This is a genomic window from Streptomyces sp. NPDC042371, from assembly GCF_056437465.1.
Genome location: NZ_JBWKAP010000002.1, coordinates 429283 through 454401 on the forward strand (window position 1 = coordinate 429283; position 25119 = coordinate 454401).

A 25119-nucleotide genomic window follows, 5' to 3' on the forward strand; every position below is an offset into this window, starting at 1 on the left:
GGGATGTGCGTCAGCCGAGGACGGCGAGCGCGTCGATCTCGATGAGGAGGCCCGCCGGGAGACCGACGTAGACCGTGGTGCGGGCGGAGGCGGGGGCCTTCAGGCCCTGCTCCTCGAAGTAGGAGTTGTAGATCTCGTTCATCTCCGCGAAGTGGTCCACGTCCGTGAGGTAGACGCGCATCATCATCACGTCGTCCCAGGTCGCGCCGCCCTCTTCGAGGATCGCCTTGACGTTGGCAAACGTCTGGAGGGTCTGCTCGCGCAGGGTCGGGCCCGCGGGGGTGGGGGCCTTGCCCTCCTCGGCGGGGAGGAAGCCGACCTGTCCTGCGACCTGAAGGATGTTGCCCTTCTTCACGCCGTGGGAGAACTTCGCGGGCGGGGTGGTGTGGGTGGCCGGGGTGAGGGCGGTCTTCTCGGTCATGAACTTGCTTCCTTCAGAGGGGCGTTGCCGGAGTACTCGCGGCTGATGGCGTCCGCCGTGCGGCGGACCAGCGGGAGCAGGGTGAGGAGTTCCTCGGCGGTGACGACGACATTCGGTGCGGAGACCGACATGGCGGCGACGACGCGCCCGTCCGCACCGCGGATGGGGGCCCCGATGCAGTTGATGGACTCCTCGTGGCCACCGAGGTCGGTGGCCCAGCCCTGTTCGCGCACGGCCGCCAGTTCCTTCAGGAACGCGGCGGCGTTGGGCGTCGAACGGGACGTGTAGGTGGGGTAGTCGAGCTTCTCCGCGATGGCGCGGCGCTCGGCCTCCGGGAAGTCGGAGAGCAGCAGCTTCGCGACGGCGGCCACGGTGATGGCCACCGGCTTGCCGATGCGGGAGTACATCCGCACCGGATAGCGGCTCTCGACCTTGTCGATGTAGAGCACCTCCTGCTCCTCGTACACGGCGAGGTGGACCGTGTGGCCGCACTTCTCGTTGAGGGCCTGGAGATGGGGGTGGGCGATCTCGCGCACGTCGAGGTTCTCGACGGCTTCCTGGGCGAGCGCGAAGAGGCGCGCGCCGAGGCGGTAGCGCTGGTCGGACTGGCGGAAGACCAGGCCGTGCTCGTGGAGGGTGCGCAGCAGCCTGAGCGCGGTGGACTTGTGGACGCCGAGCCGGTCGGCGACCTGTCCCAGGTCGGCGGGGCCCTCGGCGAGCAGCGGCAGGATCGAGAGCGCGCGGTCGACGGTCTGGCTCATGGGGTACGTACCTCCTCCTCGGCCTCGGTTTCCTCCGGGACGCGTTCCGTCCAGCCGGGGCCGAGACGAAGTGTCTCCCAGGCTGCGTCGTCCAGGGCGGCGAGGCGGTCGGCGTGTGCGCGGGCAGGTGGCGGTGCGAGGTCACCGGGAACGGTGAGTGCGGCGGCGGCCATCAGGTGGCCGTGGCGCAGCCGGTGCGCGGCGGGCAGGCCGCGCAGGGTGGCGGAGAGGAAACCGGCGGCGAAGGCGTCACCGGCGCCGACGGGCGCGACGACGTCGACGCGCAGGGCGGCCTGGAAGACGGGGTCCTCGCCGTGGCGGTGGACGGTGGCGCCGCGGCTGCCCTGCTTGACGACGAGGGTGGCCGGCTCGGGCAGGGCGGCGCGGATGGCGTCGGGGCCGCCGGTGATGCCCCAGGCCGCGGCGGCCTCGTCCTCGCCGACGAAGACGAGGTCGGCGCCGCGCGCGAGGTCGAGCAGGACGTCCGGGCCCGCCGCCGCGCCCTTCCAGAGGCCGGGGCGGTGGTTGACGTCGAAGGAGACGAGCGGGCGGTCGTCGCGCCGGGCGCAGAGGTGGCGTACGAGGGCGAGGCAGTCGGCGGAGAGCGCGGGCGTGATGCCCGACAGGTGCAGGATGCGTCCCGCGGCGAGGGCGTCCTCGTCCACGGAGCCCGGCGACATGGCGGAGGCGGCGGAGCCCGCGCGGTAGTAGACGACCTCGTGGGCGTCGGTGTCGCGGTCGTCGGCGGTGCGGAAGTAGATGCCGGTGGGGCGGTGCGGGTCGCGGCCGACGGCGGAGGTGTCGACTCCGTAGCTGCCGATCGTCTCGACGAGGTGGTCGCCGAAGCCGTCGGCGCCGACGCGGCTGACCCAGCGGACGCTGTGTCCCGCGGCGGCGAGCGCGCAGGCGACGTTCGACTCGGCGCCGCCGATCCCGCGGTCGAAGGAGGGCACGTCGGCGAGGCGGCCGGGCCGGGCGGGCAGGAAGGTGACCATGGACTCGCCGAGCGCCACGACGTCCACTGCTGCCTGTGCGGTCACGATCTGCCAACCCCTCAACCGACTGTCCGGATCCGTTGACCCGGCGTTGGCTCGGATGTTAGACAGCAGTAAGCGACATACGCAATGACCGTTGCACATTGTGCAACGCACTCCTGGAGGAGGCGCCCATGGCCGCCGACAACGCCGACACCGCCCTCGACCGGTCCGCCGATCCGCTGGCCGCGCTCGCGGACGAGCGGGTCGACCACCGCTTCAAGGGTCTGCCCCCGGACGCGGAAGGCCTCACGGTCGGCGAGCTCGCGGCCCAGCGCAGGAACCTCTTCACGGACGGCTTCACCACCCCGGTCCTCGCCCTCTCCGCCGAGCGCCTGGAACACAACCTCGCACTCATGGAGACGTACGCACAACGCCACGGCCTCGCCTTCGCGCCGCACGGCAAGACGTCGATGGCCCCCCAGCTCTTCGCCCGCCAGCTGGCGCGGGGCGCGTGGGGCATCACGCTCGCCGTCCCCCACCAGGTGCGCGTGGCCCGGCAGTTCGGGGTGGAGCGCATCTTCCTCGCCAACGAACTCGTCGACGCGGCGGCGCTGCGCTGGTTGGCGGGCGAGCTGGATTCGGATCCCTCTTTCCGCTTCGTCTGTTACGTCGACTCCGTACGCGGCGTCGAGCTCATGCACGCCGCCCTCGGCGAGGCGGGCGCGAGCCGCCCCGTCGACGTGGTGGTGGAGCTGGCGGCGGGCGACGGCGCGCGGACCGGCGCGCGGACCGAGGCGGAGTGCTTCGACATCGCCAACGCCGTCGCGGCCGCGGACACGCTGCGGCTCGTGGGCGTCGCCGGGTACGAGGGGGAGGTGCCGGAGGCGTCGAGCGAGACGGTGACGGCGTGGCTGCGCCGCCTCGTTTCGCTGCTCTGCGAGTTCGACGGGTCCGGGCGGTTCGCGGATCTGCCCGAGATCGTGGTCAGCGCGGGCGGCAGCGCGTGGTTCGACGCGGTCGCGTCGGTCTTCGCGGAGATCCCCGAGCTGTCGCGGCCCGTACTGAAGCTGCTGCGCTCCGGCGCGTACGTCTCGCACGACGACGGCCACTACAAGCATCTGACCCCGTTCAACCGGGTCCCCGAGGAGGGCGCCCTCGAACCCGCCTTCCGCCTCTGGGCGCAGGTCGTGTCGCGGCCCTGCGCCGAGCAGGCGTTCACCAACGCGGGGAAGCGGGACGCGGCGTACGACCTCGACCTGCCCGAGGCGCAGGTCGTCCGCCGGGACGGCGTGTCGCGGCCCGCGACGGGGGTGACCGTCACCGGTCTCTCCGACCAGCACGGGTGGCTCCGGACGTCGCCGGAGGCGGATCTCGTGGTCGGCGACTGGCTGGGGATGGGGCTCTCGCACCCTTGCACGTCGTTCGACAAGTGGGAGTTGATTCCGGTGGTGGAGGGGGACGGGACGGTAACGGACTACATCCGAACGTATTTCTGACCTGGGGGTCTTGGGCGGTGTCCTGCCCCGCCGCTGCGCGGCGGACTCCGCGCGGGGCGCGCCGGGTTTCCCGCCCGCGGGAGGTGGCATCCCTGTCCCGCCGCTCCGCGACGGATCATCCCCACCCACCCGTTCACCCCGCGACGCCGGGTGGGCGTAGGAGCCTGGCCCCCCCGGCCCGGGTCGGGGCAACCCCGCACCGCACGGTGAGTGCGGGTGGCCCCCCCCTCAGCCTCCACCCCACCCCCTCGCCGCCAACGGCGGGCGCCCCCCGCAGGGGCCACCCGCACCCGGCGACGAAAGCCGCACGGGTGGTGCGGGTGGGAGCGAAAGACCCGGCCGGAGGCCGGGTGCAGCACTACACGAGTCGCAGCCAAACGCAGAGGAAAGGCCCCCCATGGACCTGGTGATCCGGGACGCACGCGTCATAGACGGCACCGGAGGTGCCTCCTACCGCGCCGACGTCGGCGTACACGAGGGCAGGATCACCACGATCCACCGGGAGGGGGAGACGACAGGCCCCCGCCCCACGGGGCAGACCAACCTCGACGCCCAAGGCCTAGCGCTAGCGCCCGGCTTCATCGACATGCACGCCCACAGCGACCTCGCCCTCCTCAGAGACCCCGACCACTCCGCGAAGGCCGCCCAGGGCGTCACCCTGGAGGTCATCGGCCAGGACGGCCTCTCCTACGCCCCCGTGGACGACCGCACCCTCGCCCAGGTCCGCCAGGCCATCACCGGCTGGAACGGCGATGGCAGCGACATCGACTTCACGTGGCGCACCGTCGGTGGGTATCTGGACGCCCTCGACACCGCCCACGGCGGCCGCGGCATCGCGGTGAACGCCGCGTACCTGATCCCGCAGGGCACCGTCCGCATGTACGCGCTGGGCTGGGACGACCGCCCCGCGACCCCCACCGAGCTGGACCGGATGAAGCAGCTCGTCGCCGACGGGATGCGGGAGGGCGCCGTCGGCATGTCGTCGGGGCTCACCTACACGCCGGGCATGTACGCCGACGACTCCGAGCTCACCGAGCTCTGCAAGGTCGTCGCGGCCCACCAGGGCTACTACTGCCCCCACCACCGCAGCTACGGAGCGGGCGCCCTCCAGGCGTACGAGGAGATGGTGAACCTCACCCGGACCGCGCACTGCCCCCTCCACCTGGCCCACGCCACCATGAACTTCGGTGTGAACAAGGGGAAGGCCCCGGATCTGCTCGCCCTCCTCGACGACGCACTCGCGGCCGGGGCGGACATCACCCTCGACACGTACCCCTACACCCCGGGCTGTACGACGCTCGTGGCGATGCTGCCCAGCTGGGCGAGCGAGGGCGGGCCCGACGCGATCCTCGCCCGGCTGCGGGACGACGGGATCGCCGAGAAGATCCGCCACCACATGGAGGTCATCGGCGCGGACGGCTGCCACGGCGTGCCCATCGAGTGGGACACCATCGAGGTCTCCGGAGTGAGCGACCCCGGGCTCGCCTCCTGCGTCGGCAAGACCATCGCCCAGTCCGCGGCCCAGCGCGGCGAGGAGCCGTGGGTCACCGCCCGCAGGCTCCTGATCAACGACAACCTCGGCTCGACGATCCTCCAGCACGTCGGCCACGAGGACAACGTCCGGGCGATCATGCAGCACCGGGTGCACACGGGCGGCAGCGACGGCATCCTGCAGGGCTTCAAGCCGCACCCGCGCGCGTACGGCACGTTCCCGCAGTATCTCGGGCGGTACGCGCGGGAGCTGGGCGTCATGTCGCTGGAGGAGACCGTCGCGCACCTCACCTCGCGCCCGGCCGCCCGCCTCCGCCTGCCCGACCGGGGCGTCGTCCGCGAGGGCTACCGCGCCGACCTGGTCCTCTTCGACCCGGACACGGTCGCGGCGGGCTCCACCTTCGAGGCTCCCCGCACGCTGCCTGTCGGCATCCCGCACGTCCTGATCGACGGGCGGTTCGTGATGCGGGACGGCCGACGCACGGACGTCCTCGCGGGACGCTCCGTACGCCGGACCCCCTGACGCACCGGCGCGTATTACCTCGTGGCCGCCGCCGTCGGCCGGGGCAGCTTGCAACCCTTCCGGGTCAGGTCGATCTTGCTGTCCTTGCCGACGCACGGCACGATCCCGTACGTCTCCTGGGCGTAGTTGATGCCCTTGCGGACGGTCACCTTGCCCTTGCGGTCGATCTCACAGGGGTTGTTGAGGGTGCAGCGCTCGCCGTCCTCGTTGCCCGTGTTGTTGATCGCGGCGACCTTGCCGGTCGTGTGGTCGATGACGGGCGACCCGGACGTGCCGCCGATGGTCTGGCAGGCGGAGGTGTAGCGGACCGAGTCCTTCCAGGTCCACTCGCCCTCCTTCATCCGGTAGACGAAGCCGTCGATGTTGCAGCTGTAGGTCTTCTTCCAGTAGCCGGAGACGACCGTGATGGCGCGTCCCTTCACCGGGTGGCCGTCCGCCAGCTCCAACGGCTTGATGCCGTACTTCTTCGTGATGTCGCCGTAGCTCTCGGTCAGTTGGTAGATCGTGATGTCGGTGTCCGTCATGGTCGCGTAGGACACCTTGGACGCCTTGAGCGTGGCGACGTCGTTGGCCTTCGCGTCGAGCAGCTTGAAGGTGCGGGTGGACGGCTGGTCGACGATGACCTCACCGGCGGCGGGGAAGCCGCTCTCTATGCAGTGGCCGTTGGTGAGGACGAGCGCCGGGTCGCCCGGCTTGGACCCGGGCATGCGGACGACCGAGCCGGAACAGTTGCTGAGGGCCACCGTCCCCGCGAAGTCGACCGCTTTGGTCTTCGCCGCGGGCCCTCTTTCCTCCGCCTGCTGGGTGTTGCCCGCGAAGGCCGGTGCCGCTCCTCCGCCTGCCAGTGCCAGGGCGAGCAGTCCGCCCGCGACCGCGTAGCTCTTCTTTCCCATCTGTGGAGCCCCCCTCATGACGACGTACACGTGTCGTGCGTTTGTCAGAGGGCATTCTTGGGGTGCCTGTGCAGCCGGACAAGGGGTGGGAGCTCTTCCAGTTCACCGACGCGGTGTGATGCGGACAGAGTGCGTGCCGGGTCCCGAACCGAGCGTGAGGATGCGGGACTTGGGGTCCCAGGCGCGCTCCGATCCCCCCGCCACCCGGCCGCCGTCCGGGAAGTGCCGGGCGGGCAGCCTGACCTCCGTGCCGCCGCGCACACCCGTCTGCCCCCGCCAGCGCACCGTCAGGGTCTTCTTCGTGCCGTCCCAGCGGTACGCGATCGGATCTCCCGCCACGGCGAGGGGAGAGGGCCGGTCGAGCACCGGGAGCAGCCTCGTCGGCCTCAGCTTCGCGTCCCAGGGCGCCCAGGGTCCGAGGTCGTTGGACCAGTAGGCGAAGCCCGCCCCCATGTCGTCGGCCATGCGCTGCACCTTCTCGACGTACTCCATGGCGCCGGGCAGCCCCGTGTCGAGCCCGAACTCCCCGATGACGACGGGCGCCCCGAGCCGTCTCGCGGTCTTCTCGGTCTGTGCGCGCCAGGCCTTCAGCGACCGGTCGACCTGCTCCTTGGCGCCGCCGGTGTAGCCGCCGCCGAGGTCCATGGGGAGGGGGTAGAGATGTGGCGCATATGCGATGCGTGCCGCGTCGCCGTCGCCGCGCGGGTCGGCCAGGCGGGGAAGTCCGGTGGCGAAGCCCCAGTTGGAGCCGATCGCGGACGGTTCGACGAAGAGCCAGTGGTCGCGGTCGACGGTGCGGATGGCGTCGATGCCGTCCTGGTAGAGCCGGGCGAGCGGGCCGGACTCGAAGGCGGGGCCCTGCACGCTGCCGCCCCACGGCTCGTTCATCAGGTCGTACCCGATGACGGTGTCGTCGTCGGCGAAGTGCCTGGCCACCTCGCGCAGGGCGCCGACGTAGTGCTCGCGCAGATCGCGCCCGTCGCCTTCGACCGTCCCCCAGAAACGGTCGAAGGCGCGGACGGTCCCGGGCTCGACGTAGCCGAGTTCCCAGGGGTCGGTGGGGGCCGAGGTCAGCCCGTCGGTCTCGGTGGCCCACGCGGGGGCGCCATTGCCGCCCACGCGCGGCCCGTACAGGTCCTGATGCATGTCGAGCAGGACGTGGTAGCCCCGCTCGCCGTACCAGCGCACCCGCTCGGCGACCTGCCGCAGATACGTCCTGTCGTACGTCCCCGGCGACGGCTCGACCTTGCGCCACTGGAGCAGGAAGCGGACGAAGTTGGTGCCGAGGTCACGTCGTTCGCGTGCGACGTCCTTCTCCTGGATCCACGGCATGCCGTCGGGCGCCGCCTTGGCGCTGCTCGCCGTGGAAAGACCGCGCAGGACCAGTGCGCGCCCCTGCCGGTCGGTGATCCACCGGTGGCCGCTCGCGGTGTCGGCGCGCGCGGCGCCCGCGCCCTGCGGCCCCACGGCGACCAGCAGCGCGGCCGCGACGGCGAGCACCACCGCGCCCACCGCCCAAGTACGCCATGCCGCAACGGACTTCATGGCCGGGATGGTAGATCGCGGAACCCGTGCCGCAACAGACCTGAGCATTGTTCACTTTCTTCGGCCCGGACCCTGTCCCCCGCGACCGGTGCCGCCTAAAGTGGCGCGCCATGCGGACGACGATGGACGCGCTGCGGGCGCGGACGGATGCCACGGCCGTGGTGGCGTGCGTCTGTCTCGTGCTGGTCCTGGCGCACGGCAGCGCGACCCTGCTGACCGCGTTCACGGCGCGGGCGGGTCTGTCGGTCGTACCGAGCGCGCTCGGTGTGCCCTTCGCGCTGCCGGGTCTGCGGGCGACACCGCTGGGCACGACGGACTGGCCCTGGCAGCTCTGCGAGAACTTCGCGGCGCTGCTCCTGATCGCCGCGGCCGCCGCCCGGATCCGCCGTCATCTGCGCGTACGCCCTGACGCGGGCAAGGGTCGACGCCTGCTCGCGGGCTGGACCGCGCTGATCGCGGGCGCGGCGGTGGCGGGCGTCTGGCGGGGCATGGTCGCGGCCCGCATGGTCGAGGCGGGCCTGTGGGGGTGGCTGCTGCTCCCCCTGACCGGCGCGCTGTTCGGCGCGCTGTGGGGTGTGTTGCTCGGCTGGCTGCCCGGGGCGGCGGCGCTGACGACAGCGCGGCCGCCCCGGGTCTCACTCCAGGGTTCTGCTGACGGACCCTAGAGCCCTGCTGGCCCTAGACGAGCGAGGTGGGCCAGTCCGCCAGGACGGGCTCCGGGGCCGCGGGGGCGGGAGCCGCCTTGCAGGTGAAGCCGAGGCCGGTCAGCGCCCTGGTCACCTCGCGCGCCGAGAAGTCACGCCGGTCCTGCCGCGTGATCACTTCCCCCACCTGCTTGACGGGGTAGTGGCGGCGGCCGATGAGCACGGACTCACCCGTGACGGTCTCGGGCTTGATGCCCTTCATGACCTCCTCGACCTCGTTCTTGAACAGGTCGAAGGGGAAGCGGGCGATCACACAGCGCATGGTGCCTCACAGAGTCGCAGAGGGGGAGGGAGCGGGGACTTGGAACCCTGGTTCAGGCGGCCGCTTCGGTTCGGGTGCGGACGGCGTAGGCGCGGCGCGCACGGCCGTCGCGGGGGCGTCGGCCGCGGGCGCCGCCCCGTTCGCCCCGCGGGGCGGCCGACTTCGGCGGTGCCGGGATGGTCACCGGGATGCCCGAGGGGGCCTGCGCGCCGGTGATGCGCGCCAACTCTGCCTCGCCGGAGCGCACTTGCGCGGTGTTCGGGCTGATGCCCGCCGCCATCATCAGCCGCGACATGGAGCGCCGCTGCGCCGAGGTGACCAGGGTGACGACGCTGCCGGAGCCGCCCGCGCGTGCGGTACGACCGCCCCGGTGCAGATAGTCCTTGTGGTCGGCGGGCGGATCCACGTTCACCACGAGGTCGAGGTCGTCGACATGGATGCCGCGGGCCGCGACGTTCGTGGCGACGAGCGCGGTGACCTGGCCGGACTTGAACTGGGCGAGGGTGCGGGTGCGCTGCGGCTGGGACTTGCCGCCGTGCAGCGCGGCCGCGCGCACCCCGCTGTTCAGCAGGTGCGTGGTGAGGCGGTCGACCGCGTGCTTGGTGTCGAGGAAGAGGATCACCCGGCCGTCGCGGGCGGCGATCTCCGTCGTGGCGGCGTACTTGTCGGCGCCGTGCACCTGCAGCACGTGGTGTTCCATCGTGGTGACCGCGCCCGCGGACGGGTCGACCGAGTGGACGACGGGGTCGTTGAGGTAGCGGCGGACCAGAAGGTCGACGTTGCGGTCCAGGGTGGCCGAGAACAGCATCCGCTGGCCGTCGGGCCGCACCTGGTCGAGGAGCTCGGTGACCTGGGGCAGGAAGCCCATGTCGGTCATCTGGTCGGCCTCGTCGAGCACGGTGACGGCGACCTGGTCGAGACGGCAGTCGCGCCGCTCGATGAGGTCCTTGAGCCGACCCGGCGTCGCGACGACGACCTCGGCACCGGCGCGCAGGGCCCCGGCCTGCCGCCCGATGGACATGCCGCCGACCACGGTGGCCATGCGCAGCCTGACCGACCTGGCGTACGGGGTGAGGGCGTCCGTCACCTGCTGGGCGAGCTCGCGGGTGGGGACGAGGATCAGGGCGAGCGGGCGGCGCGGCTCGGCCCGCTGCCCGGCGGTGCGGGTGAGCGCCGCGAGCCCGAAGGCGAGGGTCTTGCCGGATCCGGTGCGCCCGCGTCCCAGGACGTCCCGGCCCGCGAGGGTGTTCGGCAGCGTGGCCGCCTGGATCGGGAAGGGCGTGGTGACGCCGAGGCCGGTGAGGGTCTTGAGCATGCCGTCCGGCAGGCCGAGCGCGGCGAAGTCCTCGACGGGCGGCAGGGCCGGGGTGACCGTGACCGGCAGCGTGAACTCCCCCTGGGGCGCGGCGGGGCGGCGGCTCTGGCTCTGACCCTTGCCATATCGGCCGTTTGTGCGAGTTGAGCGGTTCATGTAAACCTCGAACCTTCCTCGATGCGGCGCGTATCGAGGAATTCTCGCCGAGCACCGTCCGGTGCCGAGAACCGCAGGAACGGCCGGGAAAAATGAAAAACAATTCCGGCCGCCGGGAAATGATTCCGGTTCGGGCCGGTAATACAAAAGGGGATTTCCTCCCCGGAAAACACAACGAGCTGGGGCCCGCACCCAAGGTGCGGGCCCCAGCTACGAAGTACGCGTCAGCGTCAGGCGGGAACGATGTTCTCGGCCTGCGGGCCCTTCTGGCCCTGCGTGACGTCGAAGGTCACCTTCTGGCCCTCCTGCAGCTCACGGAAGCCCTGGGTGGCGATGTTCGAGTAGTGGGCGAAGACGTCCGCGCCGCCACCCTCCTGCTCGATGAAGCCGAAGCCCTTTTCCGCGTTGAACCACTTCACGGTGCCAGTAGCCATGTCATATCTCCTTCGGGGCATTGCCCGGAAGCCCACACTGTGCGGACTCCACGTCGCCGCGATGATTACCCTGTCCGGAAATGACCGGCAAAACAAAGTGCCCTGCCGACACATAAAGTCGGCCGAGCACTTGGAGTCTTTGGAAACCACAACTGCAACTGATAACGACAGTAGCACGCGACGGCCGTCGATGCAGGGGTTTCGATATCACTCCGCCAGTCGGGAGATAAACCCTCAGTGCGCATCACGCGAAATTCTGCATTTGCCGTCACAGATATCCGACGGCACCAGGCACAGCGTTTCGCGGGCGGCGGCCCCCGGACGCGGGCGGCCTCAGGACGCGGACGCCCCCTCGGACCCGGCGGTGGGGCGGCGCAGCTCTTCGTTGATGCGCAGCGCGTCTTCCAGCTGGTCCTCGAGGATGACGATGCGGCAGGCCGAGTCGATGGGCGTGCCCTGGTCGACGAGTTCACGGACGCGCGCCGCGACACGCAGCTGATAGCGGGAGTAGCGGCGGTGACCGCCCTCCGACCGCAGGGGCGTGATCAGACGGGCCTCGCCGACCGCCCGGAGGAACCCGGGGGTCGCACCGATCATCGCGGCGGCCCGTCCCATCGTGTAGGCGGGGTAGTCGTCGTCATCGAACCTGTCCTGGCCGCGCGAGGGGCTCTCTGGGGGCATCTGCACCTTTTCCGGAACGCGTCGAAGGGCCTGGCGCGTGCGGCACCAGGCCCCGAGGGGTTTCACACCATTCGCCGACTTCGCATGTCGGCGCCGTTGGCTATACCACGAACTCTAACAACGGGAGTCGCGCATGTCTACTTCAGCCACGATAGATTTTCGATGGCGAGGGAAGGGGGATCCGACACCCTGTGCCCACCCGCCCCTCGGTAGGCTGACCAGTCATGTCGAAGCCTGACGAGCTGCTCGTTGACATCGCCGCCCTGGTGGAGTCCGAGCACAGCAATCAGATGTCTCTCACCGTGGTCGTCGGCGGTGCCGTCATCACCGGACGGCTGGCCCCCGAGGCCCTGTGGCGGCGGCGCGTCGCCGAAGTCCTGAAGGACTCCTCCCGGCTGGGGCCCTTCGCCGCCGCGTTCGCGGCGCCCGAGGCGGACTCCGGCCCGCCCCGGGACACCGCGCCGCCCGCCCATCTCCACTTCCACCTGGCCCGGATCCTCCAGGGCAGCCTCGGGCTCCCGGAGACCGGCGGGATGTACCGCATCGCCCTCCAGGACGTGAGCGCCTGGACCGTGGGGGATCTCAGCTACTCCGACCACTGATACCGACCCGGACACGCGAGTGCCGCCCGGACCGGGTCCGGGCGGCACTCGTACGGACTGCGTGAAGTGTGCGAACCGTGCGGGCGACTACCGGGCCCGGACGCCGGAAGGCTTGGGCAGCTCACAGCCCTCGCGGCTCAGGTCGATCTTGTTGCCCTCGCCGACGCACGGCACGATCCAGTAGGTCTGCTGCGCGTAGTTGATGCCCTCGCGCACGGTGACCTTGCCGTTCTCGTCGACCTCGCACGGGTTGTTGTCCGTGCACTCCTCACCGCTCTCGTTGCCGGTGTTGTTGACGGCGACGACCTTGCCGGTCTCGTCGTCGATCACCGGGGAGCCCGAGGTGCCGCCGATCGTCTTGCAGTCGGGGGTGTAGCGGACCGAGTCCTTCCAGGTCCAGTTCCCCTCCTTCAGGCGGTACGCGAAGCCGTCGACGCTGCACTTGTACAGCTTCTTCCAGTAGCCGGACGCGACGGTGATCGCCCGTCCCTGCTCGGGCTTCGCCGAGTTCAGCTCCAGCGCCTTGATCCCGTACTTGCTCTCGATGTCGCTGTAGGTGCTGGTGGTCTGATAGAGCGACATGTCCGTGTCGGTCATCGTGCCGTACGCGATCTTGCTGGCCTTGATGCTCCCGAGTTCGCCGCCCGCGCCGTCGAGCAGCTTGAAGCTGCGGGACGAGGGCTGGTCGACGATGACTTCGCCCGGCGCGGGGAAGCCGTCCTCCAGGCAGTGGCCGTTGGACAGGACCAGGGCCGGGTCGCCGGGCTTCGAGTCGGGCACGCGGACCACGGAGCCGGAACAGTTGCTGAGCGCCACCGTCCCCGCGAGGTCGACGGCCTTGGTCTTCGGCTTGGCGGGCGGTTGGTCGCCGACGGCTGTCGCGGGCGCCGCGGCTGCTCCGATGAGCAGGGCGGCGAAGCACGCACCGACGAGAGGCTTGTTCATGTGGGGGTCCCCTCTGATGACTAAGTGACCGAAGTTTCTTCGGTGTTGTCATGCGCATTGTTGGGGTGCCGCGCCGTCAGGACAAGACCACAAACGGACACAACTGACCGCTGACAGGACGCCAGAGAGCGGAACGAGACGCTCCGCCAGGGCCGAGGAGACACCCCTTGTGTCCGAAAACACGAGGCGGCGCGCGATACCCGCCCGTAAGCTCGCGGACATGCAGGTCATCCAGTCGACGAAGCTCTCCAACGTCTGTTACGAGATCCGGGGCCCGGTGCTCGAGGAGGCGATGCGGCTGGAGGCGGCCGGACACCGCATCCTCAAGCTCAACACCGGCAACCCCGCGGCCTTCGGCTTCGAGTGCCCGCCCGAGATCCTCGAGGACATCCTCCGCAACGTCGGCGACGCCCATGGCTACGGCGACGCGAAGGGCCTCCTGGCCGCCCGCCGCGCGGTCGTCATGCACAACCAGACCCTGGGCATCGAGACCGACGTCGAGCACGTCTTCATCGGCAACGGCGTCTCCGAGCTCATCGTGATGGCCATGCAGGCCCTGCTGGACGACGGCGACGAGGTCCTCGTACCGGCGCCGGACTACCCGCTGTGGACCGCGGCCGTCTCCCTGTCCGGCGGCACCGCCGTGCACTACCGCTGCGACGAGCAGTCGGACTGGATGCCGGACCTCGCCGACATCGAGCGCAAGGTCACCGACCGCACCAAGGCGCTCGTGATCATCAACCCGAACAACCCGACCGGCGCGGTCTACGACGAGGCGATGGTGCGCGGCCTCACCGACATCGCGCGCCGCCACAACCTGCTGGTCTGCTCGGACGAGATCTACGACAAGATCCTCTACGACGGCGCGACGCACACGCCGACCGCCGCCATCGCCCCCGACCTGCTGACCCTCACCTTCAACGGCATGTCGAAGGCGTACCGCGTGGCGGGCTACCGCGTCGGCTGGATGGCGATCTCGGGCCCGAAGGCGCACGCGTCCTCGTACATCGAGGGCCTCACGATCCTCGCCAACATGCGCCTGTGCGCGAACATGCCGGGCCAGCACGGCGTCGTCGCCGCGCTGAGCGGACGGCAGACGATCAACGACCTCGTGCTGCCGGGCGGGCGGCTCCTGGAGCAGCGCGACACGGCGTACGACCTGCTGACGCAGATTCCCGGCGTGACCTGCGTGAAGCCGAAGGGGTCGCTCTACCTCTTCCCGCGGCTCGACCCGAAGGTCTTCAAGATCAAGGACGACCGGCAGATGGTCCTCGACCTGCTGCGCGCCGAGAAGATCATGGTCGTGCACGGCACGGGCTTCAACTGGCCCGAGCCCGATCACTTCCGCGTCGTCACGCTGCCGACCGCGACGGACCTCGCCGAGGCGGTCACCCGGATCGGCACGTTCCTGGACGGCTACAGCCAGCCCTGACCACCCGGAATTGGCTCCGACTCAACTTTAGACAGAATCTAAGCTAGGATGGTTTTCAAGCAATGGTTGGAGGCCATCCCATGTACGAGCCGATCCGCACGAAGTCGGTCCACACGATGGCCGACGACACGAGCTATCCGCACCGCACCCGCGAGGAGGAGCTGGACATCCAGCTCGCCGGACACCTCGCGGCGCTGCTCGCCCTCACCGACGAGCTGCGCGCCCTGTCCCCGGCCGCCGCGCTCGACGACGCCGCCGAGCAGCTGGCGCACCAGGTGGCGCGCCTGCGTGACGGTGTGCGTCCGCCGCGATCCGCCGTCGCGGCCGCGATTCACGAGCCCCACCTCGCCGCCCTGCACCAGCGCGCCCACGCCCTCGCGGGCCGCGCCCTGGTAGTGGCGGCCTCCCGTGCCGACACCGCGGCGGCGATCCTGGCCGCCGGGCGCATGGACGCCCACGCGGACGCCTCGCGCCTGGTCGGCGCCCCCTGATCGGCCCCGGTCCGCGGCCGGGGAGGCCACGGACCGGGTGCCACCAACCCGGCGACAGCTGGGGGTGCCGGCCGCCTAGCCGGTGATCTTGACGGTGGTCTCGGCGGACGAGCCCTGGTGCAGGGCGTCCCCCTCGTAGCTCACCGTGTAGAGCGTCCTGCCCCGCTTGTTGGGCAGGTCCTTGATCTTGAACGTGCCGTCGGCAGCGACCTGCGCCGACGTCAGCTCACCCGTCGTGCCGAACCGGTCGGTCCGCGTCACCTTGAGGCCGATCCCGGACGGCAGCGCGCGCCCCTGCCCGGTCAGCGTGCCGGTGATCTGGACGCCACCCGCGCGGGTGGCCTCGGCGGGCGCGGTCAGTTCGATCGCCGTCGGGGCCTTGGCCACGTCCACCGTGACCGTGACGTCCTCGGCCGGGCGGTGCGTGACGTCGCCGAGGAACCGCAGCGTGTACGTCGCCTCGCCGAGCCGGTCCGGCACGTCCAGGACGGTGAAGCTGCCGTCGGCCGCGACCTTGGCGGCCGCCACCTCCTGCGTGCCGTCGGCGTCCTTGCGGACCGCGGCGACCTTCACGGGTTCGGCGGGCGCGGGCCCGTCGAGCTCCAACTTGCCGCGGATGCCGAGGGGTTCACCGACGACGGGCTTCGAGGGCGTGGTGGTGAGGGTGCCGGTGAAGCGGGAGTCGTACTGGGCGGCGGGCGGCTTGATGACGTGCAGCCAGTGGCCGCTGCCGCCGTCCGAGGTCACCGCGAAGAGCCGCGAGCCGTCCTTGGCCCAGCCGAGCCCCTGCGGCACGACCCGCGTCCCGTCGAGGTCCCCTTCGAAGGCGAACTCCAGCGGCGTGGTGCCGTCCTTCGGGTCGGCGGGCTGGATCAGCAGGTCCGCCGCGCTGCCGGTGGCGGCCGCGCCCCGCGCCACGTACTTCCCGTCGCCGCTGAACGCCACCGCCGACGCCTTCGCGCCCGCGGGCAGCGGCTGATAGCCCGCAGGGGCGTCCGCCAGATCACCGGCGTCGAGCAGCCGTGTGCCGTACGCGGCGTCCGCCACGGCGATGCGCTTGCCGTCGGCGCTCTGCGCGATGTCCTTCAGGTCGAGCGCGCCCTTGCCCTCGGCGTCGGCGAACCGCCGCGAGGGGCCCCGCACGAGGGTGTCGCCGCTCGCATCGAACGTAGTGAGGAACGGGTCGGCCGTGGGACCCGCACCCGCCTGCCCCACCACCAGCCGGTCGGGCGCCCCTGGCCCGGCCTCCAGCCGCAGCCGCCCCTGGCTGCTCCACCCGGTGTTGACCGAGGCCGTGCCGTTGACCCCGTACAGCAGGGCCATGTTGTCGGGCCGGTCGCAGTACGAGGAGCCGGAGTACGGCGTCTCCGTGAACCACGTCTTGCCGCCCGCGACCGCCACCTCACGGCCGCAGGTCACGTCGTACGGCGTGAACGCGGCGCCGGTCCTGGTCTGCGTCGCCGTGTCGAACGCCAGGATGCGGTTGGACTGCGACACGTGCAGCGTCGCGCCGTCCGCGCTGAGCGCCATGCCGGACACGTTCTCGTCGGTGGCGAGCGAACCGACCCGCTGCCCCTGGAAGTTGTAGACCAGGACCTTGTCCGCCCCGGAGCCGGTCCTGCGCCCGTCGGTGACGTAGACCCGCTCGTGCGCGTCGTCGACCACCATCGCTCCGAACGACGAGACGGGCAGCTTCGCCGCCTCGTCCGAGGGTGTCGCCGCGGACGCGGCGGGCGCCCCGAGGGCGACCAGACCGGCGGAGCCGAGGACCACCGCGATCGTGGCGCCCGTGGCCCGTCGTAAGCCCTGAGATCTCTTCAACTCGTCCCCCCACAGGATCGATCGACGGCCCGCCGGGTGCAGCGGGCCGTCATGCGGACCCATGAAACATGTGAGGGGAGTGTGAAGGCAAGGTGTTCAAGATGCGGGTGTGTCACACGGCCGGGCCTCCGCACGCCGTTGTGCGGGGGCCCGGCCGGAAACGGAACGACTGGGGTCAGCCGAGCCGCTGCACCAGGGCGCGGTACTCGTCCCACAGCTCCTTGGGCGTGTGGTCGCCGAAGGTGTTGAGGTGCTCGGGGACCAGCGAGGCCTCGTCGCGCCAGACCTCCTTGTCGACCGTGAGCAGGAACTCCAGGTCGTCCTTGGCCAGGTCAAGGCCGTCGGTGTCCAGCGAGTCGACCGTCGGCAGGATGCCGATGGGGGTCTCGACGCCCTCGGCGCGGCCGTCGAGGCGCTCCACGATCCACTTCAGGACGCGGGAGTTCTCACCGAAGCCGGGCCACACGAACTTGCCGTCCGCGTTCTTCCGGAACCAGTTGACGTAGTAGATCTTCGGCAGCTTGGACTGATCGGGCTTGTCCGCGCCGACCTTCACCCAGTGCGCCATGTAGTCGCCCATGTTGTAGCCGCAGAACGGCAGCATGGCGAACGGGTCGCGGCGCAGCTCGCCGACCTTGCCCTCGGCGGCGGCGGTCTTCTCGGAGGCGACGTTGGCGCCGAGGAAGACGCCGTGCTGCCAGTTGAAGGACTCCGTCACCAGTGGCACGGCCGAGGCGCGGCGGCCGCCGAAGAGGATCGCCGAGATCGGCACGCCCTTGGGGTCCTCCCACTCGGGCGCGATGATCGGGCACTGCGAGGCGGGCGTGGTGAAGCGGGCGTTCGGGTGCGCGGCCGGGACGCCGGACGCGGGGGTCCAGTCGTTGCCCTTCCAGTCGGTGAGGTGCGCCGGAGTCTCCTCCGTCATGCCCTCCCACCAGACGTCGCCGTCGTCGGTGAGCGCGACGTTCGTGAAGACGGAGTTGCCCCACAGCGTCTTCATGGCGTTGGCGTTGGTGTGCTCGCCGGTGCCGGGCGCGACGCCGAAGAAGCCCGCCTCGGGGTTGATCGCGTAGAGACGGCCGTCCTCGCCGAACCGCATCCAGGCGATGTCGTCGCCGATGGTCTCGACGGTCCAGCCGGAGATCGTGGGCTCCAGCATGGCGAGGTTGGTCTTGCCACAGGCGGAGGGGAAGGCGGCGGCGACGTACTTCGACTCGCCCTGCGGCGGCGTCAGCTTCAGAATCAGCATGTGCTCGGCCAGCCAGCCCTCGTCGCGGGCCATGACGGAGGCGATGCGCAGGGCGTAGCACTTCTTGCCGAGCAGGGCGTTGCCGCCGTAGCCCGAGCCGAACGACCAGATCTCGCGGTCCTCGGGGAAGTGCGAGATGTACTTCGTGGAGTTGCAGGGCCACGGCACGTCGGCCTCGCCCTCGGCCAGCGGGGCGCCCAGCGTGTGGACGGCCTTCACGAAGAAGCCGTCGTCGCCGAGCTCGTCCAGGACGGCCTGGCCCATGCGGGTCATGGTGCGCATCGAGACGGCGACGTACGCGGAGTCGGTGATCTCGACGCCGATGGCGGAGAGCGGCGAGCCGACCGGGCCCATGCAGAAGGGCACGACGTACATGGTGCGGCCGCGCATGGAGCCGCGGAAGACACCCTTCTCCCCCGCGAAGATCTCCCGCATCTCGGCGGGGGCCTTCCAGTGGTTGGTCGGGCCCGCGTCCTCCTCCTTCTCGGAGCAGATGAAGGTGCGGTCCTCGACGCGCGCGACGTCGGTCGGGTCGGAGGCCGCGTAGTACGAGTTCGGGCGCTTGATCGGGTCGAGCTTCTTGAAGGTGCCCTTGGAGACGAGCTCCTCGCACAGGCGCTCGTACTCGGCCTCGGACCCGTCGCACCAGACCACCCGGTCCGGCTGCGTCAGTTCGGCGATCTCGTTGACCCAGGAGACGAGGTCCTGGTGGTTGGTCGGGGCAGTGCCCAGGGGCTCTGCGAGAAGGGGAGCCGCGATGTCGCGCGCCACGATTGCTCCTAATCGAGGGGTTTTTGGAATGTATGCCCCGTGGGGGCTGCGACCCGGACGCTTCACGTGTACTTACTTTGGCGCTCATCCGGTGCCGACCGCACTCATTTGATCATCCGACGCGTTCGCGCATCTGTCCAGAGGGCCTCACACTTGAGCGGCGTGAGCATCGCCACTTGTACGGGTACGGGTGCCTGGGCGACGATCCGTCCGTTTGACGCTCGACTTACGAGGCCGTAGGTACGATGCCGACATGACCGCCCATGTCCCTGAAGCGATGCCGCACTCCGCGGACACCCCCTCGCTCGTCCCTTCTCCGGACTCCGTGCCGCTCCCCGTGAAGCCGAAGATGCGCGGCTGGCTGCATGCAGGCATGTTCCCCGCGGTAGTGGTCGCGGGCCTGGTGCTCACCGCCCTCGCGGACTCCCCCCGCGGCAGGCTGGCCTGCGGCATCTTCGCGCTGAGCGCCTGCCTGCTGTTCGGCATCAGCGCGCTGTACCACCGGGGTAACTGGAGCCCCAGAGCCGACGCCGTCCTGCGCCGCCTCGACCACTCCAACATCTTCCTGATCATCGCGGGCACGTACACCCCGCTGACGCTGCTGCTCCTGCCCGAGGCCAAGGGACAGTGGCTGATGTGGGGCATCTGGGGAGCGGCCCTGGCCGGGATCGCCTTCCGCGTCTTCTGGGTCGGCGCCCCCCGCTGGCTCTACACGCCGTGCTACATCGCGATGGGCTGGGCCGCCGTCTTCTTCCTGCCGGACTTCATGCGGACGGGCGGCATCGCCGTCCTCGTCCTGGTCATCGTCGGCGGAGTGCTCTACAGCGTGGGCGGCGTGATCTACGGAATCAAGCGCCCGAACCCCTCCCCCCGGTTCTTCGGCTTCCACGAGGTCTTCCACTCGCTGACGCTGGCCGCCTTCGTCATCCACTACGTCGGCATCTCCCTGGTGGCCTACCAGCACGGCTGATCCCCCCTTTCCACTCCAGTGGCCGCGGTCCGACCGTGGCCACTTTTTCATGGCCACGGTCACTGTCCCGACTGTCGCGCGGCAGGACCCCCGCCGCTGGGAGGGGGTCCCCCTTCTCTTTAAGAGCTTGGGGGAGCTCGGCGCGCTGGTGACCGCGCTGTTCGTGGCGACTCTCCTGCCGGGGCGGGGCGATGGCCGACAATGACGTCATGACGGCCGCACGGATCTCCGCCCCCGCGAGCGCCCCCCAGCCGGGCCTTCGCGAGCGCAAGAAGCTCAAGACCCGCATCGCGATCCGGGACGCGACGTACTGGCTGATCCGGGAGCAGGGGTACGAGGCGACGACCGTCGAGCAGATCGCGGAGGCGGCGGAGGTCTCCCCGTCCACCGTCTTCCGCTACTTCCCGACCAAGGAGGACATCGTCCTCACCGATGAGTTCGACCCGTTCCTGGAGCGCCAGCTGCGGGAGCGGCCCGCCGACGAGCCGGTCGTGGAGTCGCTGCGGGTCGTGCTGCGCCGGGCCCTCTCCTTCGACTTCGCGGAGGAGCCCGAGGTCACCAGGTTGCGGACGCAGCTGATGATCGAGGTGCCCGCCGTGCGCTCCCGGATGCTGGAGAGCATGTCGGTCACCGGCGGCATCCTGTGCCGGAGCATCGCGGAGCGCACCGGCCGCGACCCCGGCGACCTGGAGGTGCGGGCCTTCTCCATGGGCCTGATCGGCGCGCTCACCGAGACGACGGCGTACTGGGCGGAGCGCGGCCACAAGGACGACCTGCCCACCCTGGTCGACCGGACGCTGGACATGCTGACGAGCGGGTTCGCGGAGCCCTCGGACGCGTGAGGGCAGGCGGAAAAACCCCGGGTGGTCACCGCCCCCGGCATGCCATCCTGACCGCATGAACGGTCCGGAGATCCTCATCGACTTCGCCCCCGAGCTGGGGATTTTCGTCCCGCACGAGCGAAGGGGCGGCCCCACGGAGGCCGTTACGGACGGCGTGTCCACGCTCGGGCACGTCGTGGAGTCGCTCGGCGTCCCGCTCACGGAGGCAGGCACACTCGTCGTCGACGGCCGCGAGGTCGCCGTCGGGCACATCCCCGCGGCGGGCGAAACCGTCACCGTCCGCGCGGTCACCCGCCCCCAGGAGGTGCCCGGCGCCCCGCTCCGCTTCCTCCTCGACGTCCATCTCGGCACGCTGGCGCGGCGCCTGCGGCTGCTGGGCGTCGACACGGCGTACGAGAGCACGGACATCGGCGACCCGGCCCTGGCGGCGCGCTCGGCCGCCGAACGCCGCGTCCTGCTCAGCCGCGACCGCGGCCTGCTCCGCCGCCGCGAGCTGTGGGCGGGCGCGTACGTCTACAGCGACCGCCCCGACGACCAACTCCGCGACGTCCTGGGCCGCTTCGCCCCCGAACTGCGCCCCTGGACCCGCTGCAGCGCCTGCAACGGCACGCTGCGCCCGGCCACGAAGGACGAGGTGGCGGACCGCCTGGAGGGCGGCACCCGCGGCACGTACGACGTGTTCGCCCAGTGCGGGACCTGCGAGCGCGTGTTCTGGCGGGGCGCCCACCACGACCGTCTCGAAGCCATCGTGGAGCGGGCGCTCGCGGAGTTCGGCGACGCGGAGGGCGGGGTCACGGCTCGTACAGCGGCAGGAAGTTGATGACCGCTTCCTCGTACGGATGGGCCGCCCGCACCGCCTCCAGGACGGCGCGGGCCTGCTCCTGCCCGCAGACGGACTCGACCCGGCACTCCGCGCCCCGCTGCACGACGCCGACCTCCCCGTCGTAGGGCTGCGCGCCGGGCAGGGGCAGCCAGGTCCCGCTGACGGGCCACCAGCTCGCGCACCGCGCGTACTCCCCGACCCGGCCCGCACCGGCCGCGTGCAGAGCGTCGATCACCTGCTCCACATGGCTCTCCGGGACGGCTATCTCTATCTTCAGACGCACCATCCCGGGACCTTAACCGCAGGCCTAGGAGAGCTGCTCCGCCAGCTCTGCCGGATCCGTCGTCGGGGCGCTGCAGACGAAGCCCCGGCAGACGTACGCCGCGGGGCGGCCGTCGACCAGGGGGCGGTCGGCGAGGAGCGGGAGTTCGGTGCTGCCCGGCGGGCCCGCCGCGACGACCGCTCCCGGCGCCGTGCCGAGCAGCGCCGTGCGGTGCAGGTCGCCCAGGACGTCGCCCGCCACGGCCACCTCGCGCGGCCCGTCGAGCGCCGCCTCCGCGACCGCGAGGCCGTTGCCGATGAACCGCGGCACGCGCGGGCCGAGCGCCTTGACGATGCCCAGCGCCCGCTCCGCCGCGGTGCGGTGCGGCTCGGCGCCCGTGTGCGCCGCGTAGGAGAGGAGCGCGCCCGCGGCCGCCGTCCATCCGGAGGGCGCCGCGTTGTCGGTCGGGTCCTGCGGGCGGCGGATGAGCTGCTCCGCGTCGGCCGCCGTGTCGTACAGCGCGCCGCTCTCCGCGTCCACGAACTGCGCGAGGACGTGGTCGAGGAGGAACCCCGCGAACTCCAGCCACACCCCCTCTCCGGTGACTCCGGCCAGCGCGAGGAAGCCCTCGGCCACATCGGCGTAGTCCTCCAGGACACCCGTGTTCGCGCCGACCCTGCCGTCCTTGGAGGTGCGGGCGAGCCGGGCGCGCGGATCCATGTGGAGACGTACGAGGAGATCGCCCGCGCCCACCGCGGCCGCGATCAGGTCCGGCCGGTCGAAGTACGCGCCGACCTCGGCGAGCGCGGCGATCGCCAGGCCGTTCCACGCGGCGACCACCTTGTCGTCGCGGCCCGGCGCGGGACGCCCTGCGCGCGCCGCGAGGAGCCGCTCCCGGATGGCGGCAAGCCGTGAGGCGTCCGCCAGCGGGCCCTCGGTCCGCGGGAGTTGCAGGACGGAGGCGCCCTTCTCGAAGGTGCCCTCAGCCGTCACGCCGAAGCAGGACATCGCCAGCTCCGCGTCGGCCTCCCCGAGCACCTCACGCAGCTGCTCCGGGGTCCATACGTAGTACGCGCCCTCGACGTGCTCGCCCGTCGCCGGGTCCTCGCTGTCCGCGTCGAGCGCGGAGGCGAACCCGCCTTCGTTCGTGCGGAGTTCTCGGACCATGAAGTCCGCCGTCTCCAGGGCGACGCGGCGCGCGAGCTCCGAGCCGGTGGTCCGCCACAGGTGGGCGTACGCACGGCACAGCAGCGCGTTGTCGTACAGCATCTTCTCGAAGTGCGGCACCACCCACTCGCGGTCGACCGAGTACCGCGCGAAGCCGCCGCCGAGCTGGTCGTAGATGCCGCCGCGCGCCATCCGCTCACACGTGTCGGCGGCCATCTGCAGCGCACCCTCGGCGCCCACGCGGGCGTAGTGCCGCAGCAGGAACTCGACCGCCATGGACGGCGGGAACTTCGGCGCGCCGCCGAAGCCGCCGTGCGCCGCGTCGTAGTCACGGGTCAGGCCGAGCAGCGCCTGGGCGAGCTCGTCCTCGCCGGGCTTCTCGTCGGCGTTGTGGGTCAGCTGCCGCTCGCCGAGATCGCGCACGATCTTGCCCGCCACCTCGTCGACCTCGCCGCGCCGGTCCGTCCAGGCCCGCTGGACGCCGTCGAGGACCTGAGGGAACGACGGCATGCCGTGCCGCGGCTCCGGCGGGAAGTACGTGCCGAAGTAGAAGGGCTCGGCGTCGGGGGTGAGGAAGACGGTCATGGGCCAGCCGCCCTGGCCCGTCGCGGCCTGCACGGCCTCCATGTAGACGGCGTCGACGTCGGGCCGCTCCTCGCGGTCGACCTTGATGTTCACGAAGTTCCGGTTCATGAGCGCGGCCGTCGCCTCGTCCTCGAAGGACTCGTGCGCCATGACATGGCACCAGTGGCACGCTGAGTAGCCGACCGATAGCAGTACGGGTACATTGCGCCGTCGTGCTTCTTCGAAAGCCTTTGGTGTCCAAGGCCACCAATCGACCGGATTGTCAGCATGCTGAAGCAGATAAGGCGAGGTCACACCAGCCAGCCGGTTCATGCGATCCAGCCTCTCACAGCGCCCAACCCTGACAGCTCAGCCCGCAGGCCCTCTGTCCTGCTTAGTCGATTTGCACTCATCTGCCATCACCTGATGGGTGCATCACCCTATTTGCGCCCAGGTCGTCCATGTGGACGATGGGCTTCTGCTCCCGCTTGGATCAGGTGTCCCGATAGGGAGGGGACAGTACGCTGAGGCGAGCAGCACGGGACCTGATGAGCATCCTCGAAGGAGGTACGCCATGACCGCCGAGATGGTCGCACCCGCGTGGATGCACACGCAGATCAGCGCGGAACAGTACGACTCCTGGTCCGAGGAGCAGTGCGCCGGCATTGAGATCGTGGACGGGATGGTCGTCGTGAGCCCGAGTGCGTCCAAGAGGCACAACCGGGTGGCCCGGATCCTGGCCAACGCCCTGGACGCCGCCGCAGGTCCGGACTGGAACGCCGACACGGACTTCGACGTCCGCCTGCAGGACGTGCCTCTCACCAACCGGCGTCCCGACGTCATCGTGTACCGGGCAGAGACCATTGACCTCACGCCCACCCGCCCCGAACACGTCCTTCTGGTCGTCGAGGTCGTGTCGCCCGGCTCGGAGACCACTGACCGGATCGTGAAGGTGGACCAGTACGCCAAGGGAGGGATCCCCTTCTACTGGCGGGTGGAACAGGCCGCCACCGGTGTTCCCATCGTCTACACCTACGTCCTCGACCCCGCGACCAAGGGTTACAGGGACGGCGAGATGTTCACTGGCGCGATCAAGGCTGCCGTGCCCTTCTCCATCACTGTCGACCTGGGGTCCATCTGACGGTCGGCGTCCGTCCGAGCCGCATCCCAGGCCGACTGTAGGAGCACTCCAAAGGCGCCGCCCGGCTCCAAGGTCGCCACGATCGCGTCCCCCTCCTCCTTGGACCAGGCCGGTGACGCGGCAAGCTGCTCCTGCACCAAGACGTCGATCCTCACATCGAGTTCGTCACCATCGGCGCCCATGGCGTGCGACATCTGGTCGGCCCTTACGGGCTCAACAAGTGCACTGGCATCAGTGGCACGAGCCGTACCCGACGGCGAGAAGCACGGGCACGTTCCGTCGCCGCGTCTCCTCGAACGCCTCCGGGGACCACTCCCTCCAGTCGACAGACAGTCGAGCGACAGAGCGACCCCCACCCCTTCTTATTGTGCAAGTGACAG

At 70.7% G+C, this 25119-nt stretch carries 24 protein-coding genes and 1 pseudogene; 10 read left to right on the plus strand and 15 right to left on the minus strand.

Features of this window, described 5'->3' with window-relative positions:
• Positions 1-10: 10 nt before the first annotated feature.
• The 3 genes from AC068B_RS07610 to AC068B_RS07620 are packed head-to-tail and all read right to left on the minus strand — an operon-like array spanning position 11 to position 2177.
• Complete coding sequence (locus AC068B_RS07610; protein ID WP_361715834.1) at positions 11-421, minus strand: RidA family protein; 411 nt, start codon at positions 419-421, stop codon at positions 11-13.
• Entirely contained in the window at positions 418-1182 is a 765-nt protein-coding gene (locus AC068B_RS07615; RefSeq protein ID WP_468556482.1) for an IclR family transcriptional regulator, read from the minus strand. Before AC068B_RS07615 ends, AC068B_RS07610 begins: the two co-directional genes overlap by 4 nt.
• The gene (locus tag AC068B_RS07620; protein ID WP_468557735.1) at positions 1179-2177 is read right to left on the minus strand and encodes a sugar kinase; all 999 of its coding nucleotides are present in this window, start codon (positions 2175-2177) and stop codon (positions 1179-1181) included. The genes AC068B_RS07615 and AC068B_RS07620 overlap by 4 nt, the downstream gene beginning before the upstream one ends.
• A 173-nt stretch (positions 2178-2350) precedes the next feature.
• Between AC068B_RS07620 and AC068B_RS07625 the strand changes: the two genes are divergently transcribed.
• Positions 2351-3655, plus strand: a complete 1305-nt coding sequence (locus AC068B_RS07625; protein WP_478669689.1) for an amino acid deaminase — start codon at positions 2351-2353, stop codon at positions 3653-3655.
• Between the two features lie 397 nt (positions 3656-4052).
• Positions 4053-5669 carry an N-acyl-D-amino-acid deacylase family protein gene (locus AC068B_RS07630; protein ID WP_478669690.1) on the plus strand — a complete coding sequence of 539 codons (1617 nt, stop codon included), beginning with the start codon at positions 4053-4055 and terminating at the stop codon, positions 5667-5669.
• A gap of 14 nt (positions 5670-5683) precedes the next feature.
• On the opposite strand, the gene AC068B_RS07635 is transcribed toward AC068B_RS07630, so the two are convergent.
• Positions 5684-6562: a trypsin-like serine peptidase gene (locus AC068B_RS07635; RefSeq protein ID WP_478669691.1), complete on the minus strand. Its 879-nt coding sequence runs from the start codon at positions 6560-6562 to the stop codon at positions 5684-5686.
• Between the two features lie 102 nt (positions 6563-6664).
• Positions 6665-8107, minus strand: coding sequence for a cellulase family glycosylhydrolase (locus AC068B_RS07640; protein ID WP_478669692.1), 1443 nt, complete (start codon positions 8105-8107; stop codon positions 6665-6667).
• 110 nt (positions 8108-8217) lie between these two features.
• Between AC068B_RS07640 and AC068B_RS07645 the strand changes: the two genes are divergently transcribed.
• Complete coding sequence (locus tag AC068B_RS07645; protein ID WP_478669693.1) at positions 8218-8772, plus strand: hypothetical protein; 555 nt, start codon at positions 8218-8220, stop codon at positions 8770-8772.
• 13 nt (positions 8773-8785) lie between these two features.
• Here AC068B_RS07645 and AC068B_RS07650 read toward each other — a convergent pair whose 3' ends face one another.
• From AC068B_RS07650 to AC068B_RS07665, 4 genes are all read right to left on the minus strand, one after another.
• Positions 8786-9073, minus strand: coding sequence for an SCO5918 family protein (locus tag AC068B_RS07650; protein WP_478669695.1), 288 nt, complete (start codon positions 9071-9073; stop codon positions 8786-8788).
• 52 nt (positions 9074-9125) lie between these two features.
• On the minus strand, positions 9126-10544 hold the full coding sequence (locus AC068B_RS07655) for a DEAD/DEAH box helicase (RefSeq protein ID WP_478669696.1): 1419 nt from the start codon (positions 10542-10544) through the stop codon (positions 9126-9128).
• 230 nt (positions 10545-10774) lie between these two features.
• On the minus strand, positions 10775-10978 hold the full coding sequence (locus AC068B_RS07660) for a cold-shock protein (protein ID WP_030788646.1): 204 nt from the start codon (positions 10976-10978) through the stop codon (positions 10775-10777).
• 333 nt (positions 10979-11311) lie between these two features.
• Positions 11312-11659: a helix-turn-helix domain-containing protein gene (locus tag AC068B_RS07665; protein WP_478669697.1), complete on the minus strand. Its 348-nt coding sequence runs from the start codon at positions 11657-11659 to the stop codon at positions 11312-11314.
• A gap of 224 nt (positions 11660-11883) precedes the next feature.
• On the opposite strand from AC068B_RS07665, the gene AC068B_RS07670 reads away from it, so the two are divergent.
• Positions 11884-12261, plus strand: a complete 378-nt coding sequence (locus AC068B_RS07670) for a hypothetical protein (RefSeq protein WP_356250912.1) — start codon at positions 11884-11886, stop codon at positions 12259-12261.
• An 87-nt stretch (positions 12262-12348) separates the two neighbouring features.
• On the opposite strand, the gene AC068B_RS07675 is transcribed toward AC068B_RS07670, so the two are convergent.
• A complete protein-coding gene (locus AC068B_RS07675; RefSeq protein WP_478669699.1) occupies positions 12349-13206 on the minus strand; it encodes a trypsin-like peptidase domain-containing protein in 858 nt (285 codons plus the stop codon).
• A gap of 220 nt (positions 13207-13426) precedes the next feature.
• Here AC068B_RS07675 and AC068B_RS07680 point away from each other — a divergent pair, with 220 nt between their 5' ends.
• Together AC068B_RS07680 and AC068B_RS07685 are read left to right on the plus strand one after the other, a co-directional pair.
• Positions 13427-14638: a pyridoxal phosphate-dependent aminotransferase gene (locus AC068B_RS07680; RefSeq protein WP_478669701.1), complete on the plus strand. Its 1212-nt coding sequence runs from the start codon at positions 13427-13429 to the stop codon at positions 14636-14638.
• An 80-nt stretch (positions 14639-14718) separates the two neighbouring features.
• On the plus strand, positions 14719-15129 hold the full coding sequence (locus AC068B_RS07685; protein WP_478669702.1) for an SCO4983 family protein: 411 nt from the start codon (positions 14719-14721) through the stop codon (positions 15127-15129).
• A 75-nt stretch (positions 15130-15204) separates the two neighbouring features.
• On the opposite strand, the gene AC068B_RS07690 is transcribed toward AC068B_RS07685, so the two are convergent.
• The gene (locus AC068B_RS07690; RefSeq protein ID WP_478669703.1) at positions 15205-17013 is read right to left on the minus strand and encodes a YncE family protein; all 1809 of its coding nucleotides are present in this window, start codon (positions 17011-17013) and stop codon (positions 15205-15207) included.
• Positions 17014-17125: 112 nt separating this feature from the next.
• A complete protein-coding gene (locus tag AC068B_RS07695) occupies positions 17126-18970 on the minus strand; it encodes a phosphoenolpyruvate carboxykinase (GTP) (protein WP_478669705.1) in 1845 nt (614 codons plus the stop codon).
• Positions 18971-19223: 253 nt separating this feature from the next.
• On the opposite strand from AC068B_RS07695, the gene trhA reads away from it, so the two are divergent.
• The 3 genes from trhA (at position 19224) to AC068B_RS07710 (ending at position 21602) form a co-directional block, all read left to right on the plus strand.
• Positions 19224-19940 (plus strand): PAQR family membrane homeostasis protein TrhA, encoded by a 717-nt coding sequence (gene trhA / locus AC068B_RS07700; RefSeq protein ID WP_478669706.1) that lies wholly within the window; start codon positions 19224-19226, stop codon positions 19938-19940.
• A 209-nt stretch (positions 19941-20149) separates the two neighbouring features.
• The gene (locus tag AC068B_RS07705; RefSeq protein WP_478669707.1) at positions 20150-20782 is read left to right on the plus strand and encodes a TetR/AcrR family transcriptional regulator; all 633 of its coding nucleotides are present in this window, start codon (positions 20150-20152) and stop codon (positions 20780-20782) included.
• Positions 20783-20837: 55 nt separating this feature from the next.
• The gene (locus tag AC068B_RS07710; RefSeq protein WP_478669709.1) at positions 20838-21602 is read left to right on the plus strand and encodes a Mut7-C RNAse domain-containing protein; all 765 of its coding nucleotides are present in this window, start codon (positions 20838-20840) and stop codon (positions 21600-21602) included.
• On the opposite strand, the gene AC068B_RS07715 is transcribed toward AC068B_RS07710, so the two are convergent.
• Both AC068B_RS07715 and AC068B_RS07720 read right to left on the minus strand, forming a co-directional pair.
• Entirely contained in the window at positions 21574-21891 is a 318-nt protein-coding gene (locus AC068B_RS07715) for a hypothetical protein (protein ID WP_478669710.1), read from the minus strand. The two genes, AC068B_RS07710 and AC068B_RS07715, sit on opposite strands and share 29 nt — an antisense overlap.
• 21 nt (positions 21892-21912) lie before the next feature.
• Positions 21913-23931 carry a thioredoxin domain-containing protein gene (locus tag AC068B_RS07720; RefSeq protein WP_478669711.1) on the minus strand — a complete coding sequence of 673 codons (2019 nt, stop codon included), beginning with the start codon at positions 23929-23931 and terminating at the stop codon, positions 21913-21915.
• A gap of 241 nt (positions 23932-24172) precedes the next feature.
• Between AC068B_RS07720 and AC068B_RS07725 the strand changes: the two genes are divergently transcribed.
• A complete protein-coding gene (locus AC068B_RS07725; protein ID WP_478669713.1) occupies positions 24173-24739 on the plus strand; it encodes a Uma2 family endonuclease in 567 nt (188 codons plus the stop codon).
• A 234-nt stretch (positions 24740-24973) separates the two neighbouring features.
• Here AC068B_RS07725 and AC068B_RS07730 read toward each other — a convergent pair.
• Positions 24974-25105, minus strand: a pseudogene (locus AC068B_RS07730) (DUF255 domain-containing protein); the annotation flags it as partial.
• Positions 25106-25119 lie beyond the last annotated feature (14 nt).